The sequence below is a fragment of the Klebsiella sp. SYXHC3 genome, assembly GCF_057196925.1.
The window spans coordinates 1,171,715-1,187,276 of sequence record NZ_JBXUNG010000001.1 but is presented as its reverse complement, the minus strand read 5'-3'; the positions used below and the strand labels follow the sequence as shown (position 1 = coordinate 1,187,276).

The following is a 15,562-nucleotide window of genomic DNA, read 5'->3' as shown; positions in this document are numbered from 1 at the left end:
CCGCCCTGATGTTTTAACGCAGTAACATACAGTCCGGCGGCAGACGGCAGCGTAGCGCCTCGCCGAGGATTTCCATACGGAAGGATTTGCCGCTCAGCGGTTCTCCATCCAGGTTGAAGGTCATTTCATGGGCGGCGGTGACTTCAAACCACGGCGATACGCCATCGATCAGATTTGGCGAATTATCGGGATTAGCGAGGGTGCTAAACAGCGCAGGCAGCAACTCTTCGCCGGTGAAAATACGCAGATGCAGTAGCCCGTCGTTAATTAATGCCTCAGGACACAGTTGCTGGCCGCCACCGGCCTGGCGGCCATTGCCGATGCCGATAACCAGCGCGTCGCCCTGCCAGTGAAAGTTCTCGCCGCGAATTTCGCAGCGGTCCGGCTTTAGGGTATCCATGCGCGTCAGGCCGTGAATCAGATAGGAGACGCCGCCGAGCGCGGCTTTTAGTTTTTCCGGCGTTTCGGTGGTGATACGGGTACCAAAGCCGCCGGTGGCCATATTGATAAATCCGGCCTCGTTATTCACGCGAACCACATCAATAGGGACGTCGCGCCCGGCTATCGCCAGCTTCAGCGCGCTGGCTAAATCCTGCGGGATGCCGACGCTGGTGGCGAAATCATTGGCTGTGCCGAGGGGGAGTATTCCCAGCGCCATGTTGCTGCCGCGCTGGACCAGCGCGGTGGCGACTTCATTAATCGTGCCATCGCCGCCGCCGGCAATCACCGTCGCCACCCTGAGCGTTTCGGCTTCCTCGACAAAACGAATCGCATCGCCTTTCTCCCAAGTCACGCGGACGTGTATCTCGATACCTTCTTCGCGCAGGAGATTAACGGCTTCGCGCAGTTGGGGCTCATTCGCGCCTTTACCGTTGAGAATTAATAAGCTGGCTGGAAATTGGGTCATCCTTTATCGCCTCATTCTTAGTCGTCATCCTCAGTGTATCGCATGAATGGCGTCATGGAATAAGAAAGTCGGGAAAATAGGATGCATAAAAAATAAGCCCGCGTAAGGGAGATTACGCAGGCTAAGGAGGTGGTTCCTGGTACAGCTAGCATTTATGGGTTATGTTTTTCAGCGAAATGGATGATACCTGCTTCGAACGAAACGGTATGTGATCCGATTCTAATATCCATACATAATGAAAAAATAACGCCAATAAACTAATTTTTATGCGGATTGCGCGTCGACTCGCCGTTAAAATTACGCATCAGCAACCCATACTCCAGCGCCATATCCTCCGGCAGCGGCAGCCAGACGATATAACCGTCTCCCGGCGCGACAGGCATTGCTTCGCCTTTGGCGTTCTCCATATGTTCGAGCGTAAAGTTGACGTTACCTTGCGGAGTCATGACCTCCAGGCTGTCGCCGACCGAGAACTTATTTTTCACCGCCACTTCGGCCAGATGACCATGACGCTTGCCGGTGAATTCGCCGACAAACTGCTGGCGTTCGGAAACCGAATAGCCGTATTCATAATTCTGATAGTCGTCGTGGGTGTGGCGGCGCAGGAAGCCTTCGGTATAGCCGCGGTGGGCCAGACCTTCCAGCGTCTCCAGCAGACTGGTGTCGAACGGTTTACCGGCGGCGGCGTCGTCGATCGCTTTACGGTACACCTGGGCGGTGCGCGCGCAGTAGTAGAAGGATTTGGTGCGGCCTTCAATCTTCAGCGAATGAACGCCCATCTGGGTCAGACGCTCAACGTGGGCAATAGCGCGCAGATCTTTGGAGTTCATGATGTAAGTGCCATGCTCATCCTCAAAGGCGGTCATATACTCGCCCGGACGTTTGGCTTCCTCAATCATAAATACCTGGTCGGTTGGCGCGCCGATACCGAGAGTCGGTTCAACGTTCTGCACCGGGATAGGTTCATGCTTGTGGACGATATTACCCACGTCATCTTCTTTGCCTTCCTGGACGTTGTACTCCCAGCGGCAGGCGTTGGTACAGGTGCCCTGGTTAGGGTCACGTTTATTGATATAGCCGGAGAGCAGGCAGCGGCCGGAGTAGGCCATGCACAGCGCGCCGTGGACGAAAATCTCGATTTCCATCTCCGGCACCTGGCTGCGAATTTCGGCGATCTCGTCCAGCGACAGTTCGCGGGAGAGGATCACGCGGGTCAACCCCATTTGCTGCCAGAATTTCACCGTCGCCCAGTTGACGGCGTTGGCCTGTACCGACAGGTGGATCGGCATATCAGGGAAGTTTTCCCGCACCAGCATGATTAAACCAGGATCGGACATAATCAGCGCGTCCGGGCCCATTTCCACTACCGGTTTGAGATCGCGAATGAACGTTTTCAGCTTGGCGTTATGCGGCGCGATGTTAACCACCACATAGAATTTTTTCCCCAGCTCATGGGCCTCATTGATGCCGAGCTGCAGGTTTTCGTGGTTGAATTCGTTGTTGCGTACGCGCAGTGAGTAACGCGGCTGGCCGGCGTAGACCGCATCGGCGCCATAAGCGAAAGCGTAACGCATATTTTTCAGCGTTCCCGCCGGGGAAAGCAGTTCCGGTTTAAACATGATTTTCTCGTTCTGATGACAGGTCAGACTCGCCGCACCAGGTACGGCGATTCGGGGGAGTGTCCCCACATTAAGGGCGGGCATTGTAGCGCTGTGGAAAGAGGGAGTAAACCTTCGCGCCTCTCTGCGCTAAGAGGCGCGATGTTCAAGCCATTCTACAGGCGTCGGCTTCCCAGCGATAGCCAACGCCGTAGACGGCGCGAATAAACGACTGCTCCGCGTCCAGCGATTCCAGCTTACGGCGCAGGTTTTTAATATGGCTGTCGATGGTACGGTCGGTAACTACGCGATAATCGTCGTACAGATGATTGAGCAGTTGTTCGCGGGAGAAGACTTTACCCGGCTCCTGCGACAGCGTTTTTAATAGCCGAAACTCGGCGGGAGTCAGGTCCAGCATTTTTTCGCGCCACGAGGCCTGGAAGCGGCTTTCGTCAACAATTAGCGGACTTTGCGCATCCAGAGCCTGCAGGTCGCGCTGTGGTTTACAGCGACGCAGGATCGTCTTCACACGGGCCACGACTTCACGCGGGCTGTACGGTTTGCAGATATAGTCATCGGCGCCGATTTCCAGCCCCAGCAGGCGATCGATCTCCTCGATTTTGGCAGTGACCATCACAATCGGTATCTCGGAAAATCGGCGGATTTCGCGGCACAGGGTCAGGCCGTCGGTGCCCGGCAGCATTAAATCGAGCAGGATCAAATGCGGGGGCGTCTGGCGGACGTAGGGCAGTACTTGATCGCCATGCGCAATGAGCGTTGGCGCATAGCTCGCAGCTTGCAAATAGTCGATCAACAACTGACCGAGTTTGGGCTCGTCTTCCACGATTAAAATGCGCGGCGTGTTTTCATCAATAGGTAATTCGCTCATACATCCCTCGATAAATCCTGTTCCAGAGGTAACTCTACTTTAATGCTAACCCCGCCAAAAGGCGAATGACCGGCGTTCAGGCTGCCGCCGTGGGCGGCGACGATATTCATACAGATTGCCAGCCCAAGACCGGATCCACCGCTGGCCCGGTTGCGTGAGCCCTCGGTGCGATAAAAACGCTCGCAGAGCCGCGCCAGCTGCTCGTCGCTAACGCCGGGGCCGCTATCGGCGAAATCGAGCGTCAACATGCGACCATTTTGTTTGGCGTCAATCTGCAGGCGGCCGCCGCTGTCGGTATAGCGTAGGCTGTTTTCCAGCAGGTTATTGAACAGCTGCATCAGACGATCGCGATCGCCGAAAACGATAGCGTTATCCGGCAGCGAGACGCCGATGGTCAAGCCGCGGCTGGCGAAACGTTCGCGGAACGCCCCTGCGGCGACCTCCAGCAGCGCAATTAAATCCACCGACTCTTTCTGGTAGGCTAACGCGCCTTCATCGGACATCGACAACTGATGCAGATCGTCCACCAGCTTGGTAAGCGTGCCGACTTCCGCCTGCAGCGAAGAGATCGAATCCGGGGTGAATTTACGCACTCCGTCCTGAATAGCCTCCAGCTCGCCGCGCAGGACCGCTAGCGGCGTGCGGAGTTCATGCGAAATATCGGCCATTAAATCGCGGCGCATCTGTTGGTTACGCTCAAGCGTACTGGCAAGCTGGTTAAAATCCTGCGCCAGACGGCCCAGTTCATCCCCGCCGGTGACCGTGACGCGGGTGGAGAAATCGCCCGCCGCCAGCTTATGGGTGCCTTCCACCAGCCGTTTGACCGGCGCCAGCAGCCCGCGGGCCAGCGGGAAGGTGGCCAGCGCGGCGAGGAGGGTGGCAAGGGCGACAATCAGCCAACTGGTGCGTTTTTGCTGGCGGTCGAAATTAATATCCGTGTTGCGCGTGAGCCGCTCAACCGGCGAGGCGATCACCGCCCCGACGGTCACGCCGTCGACGACAATGTTACGGCGGGTACCGTCCTGCGGGACCGGCGCCCGCGGGCCTACCAGCACGCGCCCTTGTTGATCGACAACCCAAAATTGCGTGCGCCAGCCGTGCGGCGGCATATCGGGCCGCGGGCCAGGGCCGGGCATTGGCCCTGGCTCGCCATGCGGCCCCGGCCCACCCGGTGGACGTTCGTCGTTATCGCGCTCGAAGGTGCGCAGTAACTGGAAGATAAAACGATCGTTGTTGCGCAAAAATTTCCAGTCGCCGTGCTGCTCGTACTGTTCACTCAGCGCGTCGCCGAGCATCGTTAGTCGTTGTTCATTACCGCGTTTAATATAGTCGATAAAGCCGCGCTCAAAGCTGATGCGCACTGCCCAATGCATGCTAATCAGCAGCACGATACAGGTGGCGAAAATAGCCAGGAACAGCTTACCGGTGATACCCGGGCGCCAAAGTTTCACGATTCACTCCTTTTGCGTCGGCGGATGACGGTGTTGCTGCCGACATCGTTCGGTACACGGGAAAAGATGAGCGCCGGGAGAGCGATAATCACCGCCATGCTCAGATAGGTATAGAGGAAAACCTGATGGACAGCTGGCGCATCGGCGCTGATATGCTGCTGGCCGTACATGCCGAGCAGTAGCCCGGCGATGGTCACGCCGATACTCATCGAGAGCTGCATGACCATTGAGAGCAGGCTGTTACCGCTGCTGGCCAACTCATCAGGCAGGTCTTTTAGCGTCAGAGTATTCATCGACGAGAAACGGCTGGAGTTAATCATGCCCTGCAGGAACAGCACCAGCGGCAGCAGCCAGTACCAGCCGGCCAGTGCGACGGCCATGAACAGTAAACTCACCAGCGCCAGGCCGAGCGTCGCGAAAACCAGCACGCGGCGATAGCCAAAGCGATTCACTACCTGCACCACGATGCGTTTCATCCCCATGCTGCCCAGCACCATGGGGATCATCATCAGCCCGGCGTGGAACGGCGAGAAGCCGAGGCCAATTTGCAGGAATACCGGGGTCATAAACGGTAACATCCCGCTGCCGATACGCCCGGCGAAGCTGCCGCCAAGACCGAGCGAGAAGGTTTTATTGCGAAACAGTTTGAGGCTAAACAATGCGTTAACGTTGTCACGGGCGTGCCACAAATAAAAAACTATCGCCATCAGGCCACCGGTGACCAGCACGGCGAGCAGCAGCGGCGAGATACCCAGCCCTTTTTTGCCGTCAAGCGCCAGCGTCAGGGCGGCCATTCCTGTCGCCAGCAGAATAAAACCAAGGATATCAAAGCGCCGGGTCTGCAGGGTGTAGTTCGGCATCAGGCATAATGTGGCGATAGCGCCGATGATGCCAACCGGGATGTTAATCAAGAAAATCCAGTGCCAGGAGGCATATTCGACCAGTACCCCGCCAAGCGCCGGGCCGAGCAGCGGTCCAACCTGGCCGGGCAGGGTGACGAAGGTCATCGCCGCCATATACTGATCGCGCGGAACGATTTTCATCACCGTTAGCCGCCCGACCGGCACCATCATCGCGCCGCCGACGCCCTGCAGCACCCGGGACATCACTAACTGATCGAGAGTGCTGGCCTGGGCGCAGAACAGCGAACCGGCGGTAAACAACACAATGGCGCTGAAAAAGATATTGCGCACGCCAACCCGGTCCGCCAGCCAGCCGCTGGCCGGCAGCATGACCGCCACCGTAAGCACATACGAGACCACTACCATATGCATGTGCAGCGGGCTCTCCCCAAGGCTATTGGCCATCGAGGGCAGGGCGGTGTTGACGATGGTGGTATCCAGCGACTGCATAAAGAAGCCGAAGGCCACAATCCATAACTGCCAGCGTACGCTGGCGGGCAGATCTGTCATCTTATTCGCTTACCGGTTGAGCAGGCTTGCGCGTAAAACGCAGCCGCAGACGATCAAAGAACAAATAGACCACCGGGGTGGTGTACAGCGTCAGCAACTGGCTCATGACCAGGCCACCGACAATGGTGATCCCCAACGGCTGCCGCAGTTCGGACCCGTCGCCGCCCGATAGCACCAGCGGCAGCGCGCCGAATAGCGCCGCCAGGGTGGTCATCATGATCGGGCGAAAACGCAGCAAACAGGCCTGGAATATCGCTTCTTCCGGCGGAAGATTGCCGGTACGCTGCGCTTCAAGGGCGAAATCGACCATCATGATGGCGTTTTTCTTTACGATGCCAATTAATAGCATGATCCCTATCAGGGCGATTAGGCTGAATGGGGCGCCAAATAATTCCAGCGCCAGCAGCGCGCCAACCCCCGCTGACGGCAGGGTTGAGAGAATGGTTAACGGATGCACGTAGCTTTCGTAGAGGATCCCCAGCACGATATACACCGTGGCGATGGCGGCGATAATCAGGATCGCCTGTGAGTTCATCGTCTGCTGGAATACCTGTGCGGTGCCGGCAAACGATCCTCGCACGCTCGACGGCACGCCAAGCTGGGTCATCGCCCGGTCAATGGCGTCGCTGGCTTCCGACAGCGATTTGCCGGTCGGCAGGTTGAAGGAGATGGTCGAGGCGGCCGATAGCCCCTGGTGGTTGACCGAAAGCGGTGCGTTCGCCGGTTGCCATTTGGCGAAGTATGACAGCGGGATGGGTTTACCGTCGTTACTAATGACAAACATTTGCTCCAGCGCGCTAACGTCCTGGGTATAAAGCGGATCGACTTCCATCACCACTTTGTACTGGTTCAAAGGTTGATAGATGGTCGAGATCTGCCGCTGGCCGAAAGCGTTGTTTAACAGGCTGTTGGCATCCTGCACGCTGACGCCCAGGCGTGACATGGTGTCGCGGTCGTAGACCAGATCCATCTCCGCGCCGTTATCTTGCTGATCCGAGTTAACGTCGGCCAGTTCCGGCAGCGCCGCCAGCGCCTTGCGGATTTTTGGCTCCCATTCACGCAGCGCCGACAGATCGTCCGATAACAGGGTGTACTGATAGCTGGCGTTCGACTGACGTCCGCCAACGCGGATATCCTGCACCGCCATCAGGAACAGATTAGCGCCGGGCTCTTTCGCCAGTTTTTTCCGCAGCCGGTCGATGATTTGCTGCGCCGTTTCGTGGCGTTGGTCGCGCGGTTTCAGGGTGATAAACATCATACCGCTATTCACCCGCGAGCCGCCGGTAAAACCGGTCACGTTATCGACCGCCGGATCCTCGCGGATGATCTTCATAAAGTCCTGCAGTTTGCCGCGCATCGCCTGGAACGAAATACTCTGATCCGCCTGAATGCCGCCCATCAGCACCCCGGTGTCCTGCTCCGGGAAGAAGGTTTTCGGAATGGCGATATACAGCCACACGCTGAGCGCCATCGTACCGAGCAGCACCAGGCCAGTCAGGCGACTATGCTTCAGCACCCATTTTAACGATTTGCCATAGCCGCCCTGAATAGTGACCAGCAGGCGGCCAAAGCCACGCTTGCGCGTTGGTTCATGAGGTTTGCCGCTTTTCAGCAGCCAGCCGCACATCATTGGCGTCAGCGTGAGCGACACGGCGAGCGAAATACCGATCGCTACTGATAGCGTGACGGCGAACTCGCGCAGCAGACGACCCGGCAGGCCGCCCATCAGCAGCAGCGGTAAGAACACCGCCACCAGCGACAGGCTCATCGACAGCACGGTAAAGCCGACTTCACGGCTGCCCTGTAACGCGGCCTGCAGCGGTTTCATTCCCGCCTCAAGATGGCGGGAAATATTCTCCAGCACCACGATGGCGTCATCGACAACGAAACCGGTGGCGATGGTCAGCGCCATTAACGACAGATTATTGAGGCTGAAGCCGCACAAATACATCGCGGCAAAGGTACCGATTAACGATACCGGTACGGCGACGGCCGGGATAAGCGTTGCGCGCCCGGAGCGCAAAAACAGAAAGACCACCAGAATCACCAGTGCGACCGAAATCACCAGCGTTTGTTCGACCTCTTCCAGCGAAGCGCGGATGGTGGGCGAACGATCCTGCGCAATCTGTAAATCAATGGCGGCGGGGATGGTACGCTGTAGTTCCGGCAGGCGGGCGCGAATGCTATCAACCGTCTGAATGATGTTGGCTTCCGGCAGCTTGCGGATCATCAACAGGATCGCCGGTTTGGCGTTGGTCATCCCGGCGTTACGCACATCCTGCACTGAATCCGTCACTTTTGCCACGTCGCCAAGGCGTACCGCCGCGCCGTTATTGTAGTGGACGATCACCGGCAAATATTCCGCCGCGGTTTTCAATTCATCGTTGGTCTGCACCTGCCAGCGGTGGGTCTTATCTTCCAGCGCGCCCTGCGGGCGACGCACGTTGGCGTTATCAATGGCGCTGCGCACGGCGTCCAGTGAGACGCCCTGGTTAAATAGCGCCTGCGGGTTAAGGTCGACGCGCACCGCCGGCAGTGAGCTGCCGCCGACGTCGACATCGCCGACGCCGTCAATCTGCGCGATGGTTTGCGCCAGCTGGGTTGACGCGAAATCGTACAACTCGCCTTGCGAATAGGTATCCGAGGTGAGCGTCAGGATCATGATCGGCGCATCGGACGGGTTAGCTTTGCGATACGTGGGGCGGCTGGGCATCCCGCTCGGCAGCAGACTTTGCGCGGCATTAATCGCCGCCTGCACGTCACGGGCGGCGCCGTTAATATCGCGATCGAAATTAAACTCCATGATGATGCGGGTACTGCCAAGCGAGCTCGACGAGGTCATTTCATTGACCCCGGCAATGCGCCCCAGCGAGCGTTCCAGCGGTGTTGCCACCGACGAGGCCATGGTTTCCGGCGAGGCGCCGGGCAGCGAGGCGCTAATCATGATCACCGGGAAATCCACCTGCGGCAGCGGTGCGACCGGCAGCAGGCGGAATCCGAGGATCCCGCATAGGGTAATCGCCAGCGAGATAAGAATCGTCGCCACCGGCCGATAAATGAAGAGAGCGAATAACTTCACTTACGCCTCCTCTTCACGACGCGGGAAGCGGCTCTTCATATACAGCGATAGCCGGTCGAACAGCAGATAAATCACCGGCGTGGTGAATAACGTCAGTACCTGGCTGAGCATCAGACCGCCAACCATACCAATCCCCAATGGGCGGCGTAACTCGGCGCCGACGCCGGTGCTGAGCATCAAGGGCAGCGCGCCGAGCAGGGCGGCGAGGGTGGTCATCAGAATCGGACGGAAGCGCAGCAGGCAGGCCTGATAAATGGCTTCGCGCGGCGGCATTCCCTGCTCGCGCTCGGCGGCGAGGGCAAAGTCAATCATCATGATGGCGTTTTTCTTCACGATACCAATCAGCAGAATGATGCCGATGATGGCAATCACATCCAGCTCGCTACCGGCCAGCCATAGCGCCAGCAGCGCCCCGACGCCAGCGGTCGGCAGGGTAGAAAGAATGGTGATGGGATGAATGAAGCTTTCGTACAGCACGCCGAGGACGATATACATGGCGACGACCGCCGCGACGACCAGCCAGACGGTGCTACCGAGCGCCGACTGGAACGCGAGGGAGCTGCCCTGGAACTGGGTGCGGATGTCGCTTGGGAAATCCAGCGACTGCTCGGCTGACAAAATAGCCTCTACCGCTTCGCCGAGGGAGTAGTTATCCGGCACGTTGAATGAAATAGTGGTCACCGGGAACTGATCGAGATGGTTCACCGACAGCGGGGTAAAACGCTGCTCGACGCTGGCGATGGATTTCAGAGGCACGATACCGCCATCGCTGCTGGTGAGGCGGATATTATCAAGAGCCGCTAGCCCCGGCGTCGCCTGGGTGTCGTGCTCCAGTACCACACGATATTGGTTGGCCTGGGTATAAATTGTCGAGATCAGCCTTTGGCCAAAGGCGTTATACAGCGCGTTATCGACATCCGCCATGGAAATACCCAGCCGGCTGGCGCTATCGCGATCGACATTAATATAAGCCGCGAGCCCTTTATCCTGCCAGTCGCTGCTGACGTCGGCAAGCTGGGGTAAGGATTGCAGGCGCGACAGCAATTGCGGCACCCAGTTGCTCAGCGCATCAAGCGAGTTAGCCTGCAGGGTAAACTGATACTGAGTGCGACTGACGGTGGTATCGATAGTCAGATCCTGCGTTGGCTGGAGATAAAGCTCAATACCCGGTACGCTAGCCACCGATTGCTGCAGACGGCTGATGACCGTTTGCACGCGATCGTCGCGTTCATCCAGTGGTTTGAGGTTAATCTGCAGACGCGCGCTGTTCAGCGCCGGATTGGTGCCATCAACGCCGACGAACGACGTCAGGCTTTCAACCGCCGGATCTTTCAGAATCAGATCGGATACCTGCTGCTGGCGTTGCGCCATACTGGCGAACGACACCGACTGCGGGGCCTGTAACGTGCCCTGAATAATGCCGTTATCCTGGATTGGGAAGAAGCCTTTCGGGATAAAGACCCACAGCAGAATCGATAACGCCAGGGTGCTTAACGCCACGCTCAACGTTAGCCATGGGTGGTTTAGTACCCGGCTTAGCCAGCGGCCATAGACGGCAATCACCCGCTCGAAGAAACGCTCGCTGGCCCGCGAAAAGCGGTTTTGTTTGCGCAGCGATTCGTGGCTTAACATCCGCGCGCACATCATCGGCGTCAGGGTCAGCGAGACCACCGCCGAAATCAGAATCGCCACTGCCAGGGTAATGGCGAATTCACGGAACAATCGCCCAACGATATCACCCATAAACAGCAGCGGAATCAGTACGGCAATCAGCGAGAAGGTTAATGAAATAATCGTGAAGCCGATTTCCCCCGCGCCTTTCAGCGCGGCGGCAAGCGGTTTCTCACCCTTTTCAATGTAGCGGGAGATATTTTCAATAACCACGATGGCGTCATCGACGACGAAACCGGTGGCGATGGTCAATGCCATTAGCGTCAGGTTGTTGATTGAAAAATCAAGGAACACCATGACCGCGAAGGTGCCGACCAGCGACAGCGGCACGGCGACGCCGGGGATGATAGTCGCCGGGACATTGCGCAAGAAGAGATAAATGATCATCACCACCAGCGCGATGGCCAGCAGCAATTCGAACTGGGTATCGCTGACCGACGCGCGAATATTGGTGGTGCGGTCAGAAAGCACCTGTACCTTAACGGATTTAGGCAGGCTCTCGGTCAGTTGCGGCAGCATCTGGCGGATGCTGTCGGCGGTGGCGATGATGTTCGCTCCCGGCTGGCGTTGGACGTTCATCACGATCGCCCGCTGCTTATTGGCCCACGCCCCCAGCCAGGCGTTCTCGGCGCCCTGTTCGATGGTCGCGACATCGCCAAGACGGATCGGCGCGCCGTTCTGATAGGCGATAATCAGCCGACGGTAATCTTCCGCCGACTGCATCTGATCGTTGGCGGAAAGGGTGACCGCGCGGGCCGGGCCGTCAAGGCTGCCTTTCGCTGAATTCACGTTAGCGCTGGTAATGGCGGTACGCACGGTTTCGCTGGTCAAACCTAACGCGGCGATCGCCTGGGCATTGAGCTTAACGCGTACCGCAGGACGTTGGCCGCCGGCCAGCGTCACCAGGCCGACCCCGGAAACCTGAGATATCTTCTGCGCTACCCGAGTTTCCACCATATCTTCAACCTGCGTCATCGGCATCGCGCTGGAGGTCACGGCCAGGGTCATGATCGGCGGATCCGCCGGGTTCACTTTGCTGTAAACCGGCGGGTTGGGTAAATCAGACGGCAGCAGGTTGGTCGCGGCGTTGATGGCCGCCTGCACTTCCTGTTCGGCGACATCCAGCGCCAGGGTCAGTTGGAACTGCAGAGTAATGACCGACGCGCCGCCCGAGCTTTGTGAGGACATCTGCTTAAGGCCGGACATCTGGCCAAACTGGCGTTCCAGCGGTGCGGTAATCGATGACGTCACCACATCCGGGCTGGCGCCGGGGTAGAGCGTTACTACCTGAATGGTCGGGTAGTCAACTTCCGGCAGCGCAGAGACCGGCAGGAAGCGATAGCCGATGATACCGGCCAGCAGAATGGCGACCATTAGTAGCGTTGTCGCCACCGGACGCATAATAAACAGCCTGGAGGGGCCGCCCGTACTGCTCGGGGGTAAGACTTGCATCAGGCGCCCGCTCCGTTTTTACCACTCGGGCGGGTGGTAGGTTGTTCCTGCACGGCGCTGTGAGCTTCGACGACTTCGACCTTCGCGCCTTCCGTCAGGCGATCGATACCATCGGTCACCACCCGGTCGCCCGCTGACAGCCCGGCGTTAATCACCACTTTTTGGCTATCCTGAATACCCGGCGTGACCGTATGTTTACTGACTTTATTCTCACTGTTCAGCACCCACACGAAGTGCCCCTCGTTGCCCATTTGTAGCGCGGCGGTGGGGATCACTACCGCATCCTGCTCGGTATCCACCAGCATTCTGGCATTGACGAACTGATTCGGGAACAGCGCGTCATCGAGGTTATTAAAGCGCGCTTTAAGCTTAATGGTGCCGGTGGTGGCATCGATTTGGTTATCGAGGCTCAGCAGGCTACCTGTACTGATCTTCTGTTTATTGGTTCGGTCCCAGGCCTCGACGCTCAGCGTTTTACCGGCTTTCTGCGCCTGTACCACGGTGGCGATATCGCTTTCCGGCAGGGTAAAGACCAAATCGATAGGGTGAGTTTGCGTGAGAACGACAATGCCGGTAGTGTCGCCACTGGAGATTTGGTTGCCGATGTCGACCTGTTTCAGGCCCACGCGGCCGTCAATCGGCGCGGTGATGCGGGTCCAGTCCAGCTGCAGTTGCGCACTGGCGACGGCGGCCTGATCGGCTTTAACCGTACCGGCGGATTCGACCACCAGCGACTGCTGGGTATCCAGCTCCTGACGGGAGATAAGGTTGGTTTTGACCAGTTGTTGATAGCGAGCGAGATCGCGGCGCGCGTTTGCGAGGGTGGCGTTATCTTTGGCAAGCTGCCCCTGCGCCTGGGCCAGCGCGACCTTGAACTGGCTGGGATCGATTTGCGCCAGCAGATCGCCGGCTTTTACCTGCTGACCTTCCTGGAAATGGATACTCAGTAACTGGCCGTCAACCCGACTGCGTACGGTCACGGTGTTCGCCGCGGCGATAGTCCCCAGGCCAGTAAGATAGCGGGGGACGGATTCGCTGGTGGCAGTGGCCGCCTGCACCGGGGCCAGCGTTGCCCCAAAACGCCCGTGACGCGCCCCGGCAGGCGCCTTTGCTCCTTGTTGACTCGCGCCAGCAGCGCCTGCGGTTGTCTCTTCGGAGCGATCGTGCCAGAACCAATAGGCGGCTCCCGCCGCCAAAATTACCGTCAGGACTATTCCCCAACGAAGTGTGTTACTGCTTTTCATTATTTTGCTATCTCATTCTGAAGCTTTCGCTGAATGATACTAGTTTAGTAACGGAACGCCCTGCAAAAATGGAGGAATTATGAAAAGAGCGTATGGAAAGGTCTGAATTGGCGGGCTTTCACGAGGAGGCTCGCAAAGCCGAACGCTAAAAGAAATGTGTCAGACGCGGCATGGTAACGTCAGCTTGATTTAGCGGAGGCTAAATACAGGAAAGCCCCTCCTGAGGAAGGGGCCTTAAATAAGGAAAGGGTTATGATGAACCTGGTCATCATACTGGTGATACTCTTAGTGATTAGCTTACCGGCTTACTAAGACGCCAGGGGGAGGAGAAATCCTCCCTTACCCTTCATCCTGCAAGTTAGGACGAAAAAGCGGCAAAGTCAACTCAGGTTACCGGATGGCGCTCGCGTTTCAGGCAAAAACCACCTGCGCCCAGCGGGCAAGCCCGGCGGTAACGGAACCAAAATCATCGCCGCCGGCGATCGGTATTCCCGGCAGCTGTGCGGCCAGCGCCTTTTTAATTAACGGCGATCGTGCGCTACCGCCGGTGAGATAGATAACGTCCGGGGTTTCATGGCTGCTTTCCAGCGCTAACTTTACCTGCTCCATGATGCGAGCCAGCGGTTGATTGAGCGCCTCTTCCAGCCCCTGCTGGCTGATAGTGGTAGCCAGCTCATCGCTAATAAACGGCAGTTCGGCGTTGAAATCCGGCTGAGCGGAAAGGGCGATTTTGCTCTCTTCCGCGCTGCGTACCAGGCGATAGCTCAGGCGCTGACGCCAGACTTTAAGCAGCAGTGCGACCTTGTCGGCATCGCGAGCGTCGCGCAGCAGGTCATTGAGCATACGTCCGTTGGCGGCGCTGTAAAAATCGCTCTGCGCCGGGACGTCGTTAATCGCCACCGCATTCCACCAGGGCAGTACCGGCAGCGCAATGCCTTTTTCCGTTTCACCGCCCATGCCGAGTAACGGCATCAGGCATTTGAAGGCCAGGGCGATATCCAAATCGTTACCGCCGATACGGCAGCCGCTGTGGCCCAGCAGGCTATCCTGACGGTCGGCTTTCTGCCGCCATTGCGGCCCCATCAACAGCAGTGAGCAGTCGGTGGTGCCGCCGCCGATATCGACGACAAGCACGCGTTTTTCATCATTGAGCGTGGCTTCAAAATCTAACCCCGCCGCAACGGGTTCAAACTGAAACACGACATCGTTGAATCCTGCTCGCGTCGCCGCGCGTTCGAGAATACCCTGTGCCTGAGCGTTAGCGTCATCGCCGCCAAGACCCTGGAAGTTAATTGGTCGACCAATAACCGCCTGGGTAATCTGTTCACTAAGCTGAGACTGCGCCTGCTGTTTGATATGTAGCATCATCGCGCAGACCAGATCTTCAAATAACGCGACCTGCTGGGGTTTCAGGCCATTGGCGCCAAGAAACGATTTTGGCGACTTAACGAAGTAGACCTCTTCCGGATCGTCAACGTATTGATGCAATGAGGCGAGGCCGAACTGGACGCTGTTGCCCAGGACTTCGATATCTTCATCACGGTTATAATTAATGGCGCGTCGTAGTAGCGCCTGATTTTCTGCGCCGTCGGCCGGGACATTATGATGGCGGTATAGCCATTCGCTGACCGCTTCGCGCGTCGGGGCGCAAAGCATTGATGGCAGCAGCGGGCTACCGTTTTCCAGCGTTAAAAGCCGTGGCGCATTATCCTGCATGACGGCGACCGAACAGTTGGCGGTACCATAGTCAAAACCAATAAACATGACCTGAAAAATCCCCATGCCAGTGAAGAAGGGGGGCGACTTTAGCGGATTGCCGCCATGCCGACAACTGGAATTTAAAAGCAAGGCGCAGCAGG

The 15,562-nt window shown here is 57.8% G+C and carries 10 protein-coding genes; 1 reads left to right on the top strand and 9 read right to left on the bottom strand.

Translation table 11 applies throughout. The annotated features are described in order from the left end of the window. Nucleotides 1-13: 13 nt before the first annotated feature. From yegS to AC2CGP_RS05785, 8 genes are all read right to left on the bottom strand, one after another. Nucleotides 14-907, bottom strand: a complete 894-nt coding sequence (gene yegS, locus AC2CGP_RS05820) for a lipid kinase YegS (protein WP_015706070.1) — start codon at nucleotides 905-907, stop codon at nucleotides 14-16. 257 nt (nucleotides 908-1,164) lie between these two features. After that, the gene (gene trhP / locus AC2CGP_RS05815) at nucleotides 1,165-2,526 is read right to left on the bottom strand and encodes a prephenate-dependent tRNA uridine(34) hydroxylase TrhP (protein WP_032708727.1); all 1,362 of its coding nucleotides are present in this window, start codon (nucleotides 2,524-2,526) and stop codon (nucleotides 1,165-1,167) included. A 145-nt stretch (nucleotides 2,527-2,671) separates the two neighbouring features. Further along, the gene (gene baeR / locus AC2CGP_RS05810; protein WP_015365781.1) at nucleotides 2,672-3,394 is read right to left on the bottom strand and encodes an envelope stress response regulator BaeR; all 723 of its coding nucleotides are present in this window, start codon (nucleotides 3,392-3,394) and stop codon (nucleotides 2,672-2,674) included. Beyond that, a complete protein-coding gene (gene baeS / locus AC2CGP_RS05805; RefSeq protein WP_015706068.1) occupies nucleotides 3,391-4,845 on the bottom strand; it encodes an envelope stress sensor histidine kinase BaeS in 1,455 nt (484 codons plus the stop codon). Before baeS ends, baeR begins: the two co-directional genes overlap by 4 nt. Then, nucleotides 4,842-6,257, bottom strand: coding sequence for an MFS transporter (gene mdtD, locus AC2CGP_RS05800; RefSeq protein WP_325896230.1), 1,416 nt, complete (start codon nucleotides 6,255-6,257; stop codon nucleotides 4,842-4,844). Before mdtD ends, baeS begins: the two co-directional genes overlap by 4 nt. A 1-nt stretch (nucleotide 6,258) precedes the next feature. Further along, nucleotides 6,259-9,336, bottom strand: coding sequence for a multidrug efflux RND transporter permease subunit MdtC (gene mdtC, locus AC2CGP_RS05795; RefSeq protein ID WP_484502294.1), 3,078 nt, complete (start codon nucleotides 9,334-9,336; stop codon nucleotides 6,259-6,261). Further along, nucleotides 9,337-12,459, bottom strand: a complete 3,123-nt coding sequence (locus AC2CGP_RS05790; RefSeq protein ID WP_045412844.1) for an MdtB/MuxB family multidrug efflux RND transporter permease subunit — start codon at nucleotides 12,457-12,459, stop codon at nucleotides 9,337-9,339. Beyond that, nucleotides 12,459-13,703, bottom strand: a complete 1,245-nt coding sequence (locus tag AC2CGP_RS05785; RefSeq protein ID WP_045367110.1) for an MdtA/MuxA family multidrug efflux RND transporter periplasmic adaptor subunit — start codon at nucleotides 13,701-13,703, stop codon at nucleotides 12,459-12,461. Before AC2CGP_RS05785 ends, AC2CGP_RS05790 begins: the two co-directional genes overlap by 1 nt. 252 nt (nucleotides 13,704-13,955) lie before the next feature. Between AC2CGP_RS05785 and AC2CGP_RS05780 the strand changes: the two genes are divergently transcribed. Further along, the gene (locus tag AC2CGP_RS05780; RefSeq protein WP_108418926.1) at nucleotides 13,956-14,015 is read left to right on the top strand and encodes a type I toxin-antitoxin system Ibs family toxin; all 60 of its coding nucleotides are present in this window, start codon (nucleotides 13,956-13,958) and stop codon (nucleotides 14,013-14,015) included. A 99-nt stretch (nucleotides 14,016-14,114) separates the two neighbouring features. Here AC2CGP_RS05780 and yegD read toward each other — a convergent pair whose 3' ends face one another. Beyond that, nucleotides 14,115-15,467, bottom strand: coding sequence for a molecular chaperone (yegD, locus tag AC2CGP_RS05775; RefSeq protein WP_015706063.1), 1,353 nt, complete (start codon nucleotides 15,465-15,467; stop codon nucleotides 14,115-14,117). Nucleotides 15,468-15,562: the final 95 nt, after the last annotated feature.

Bases quoted from the DNA above. Each gene is read 5' to 3' on its own strand.
- yegS (WP_015706070.1), bottom strand. From the start codon at position 907: ATGACCCAATTTCCAGCCAGCTTATTAATTCTCAACGGTAAAGGCGCG.
- trhP (WP_032708727.1), bottom strand. From the start codon at position 2,526: ATGTTTAAACCGGAACTGCTTTCCCCGGCGGGAACGCTGAAAAATATG.
- baeR (WP_015365781.1), bottom strand. From the start codon at position 3,394: ATGAGCGAATTACCTATTGATGAAAACACGCCGCGCATTTTAATCGTG.
- mdtD (WP_325896230.1), bottom strand. From the start codon at position 6,257: ATGACAGATCTGCCCGCCAGCGTACGCTGGCAGTTATGGATTGTGGCC.
- AC2CGP_RS05790 (WP_045412844.1), bottom strand. From the start codon at position 12,459: ATGCAAGTCTTACCCCCGAGCAGTACGGGCGGCCCCTCCAGGCTGTTT.
- AC2CGP_RS05785 (WP_045367110.1), bottom strand. From the start codon at position 13,703: ATGAAAAGCAGTAACACACTTCGTTGGGGAATAGTCCTGACGGTAATT.
- yegD (WP_015706063.1), bottom strand. From the start codon at position 15,467: ATGTTTATTGGTTTTGACTATGGTACCGCCAACTGTTCGGTCGCCGTC.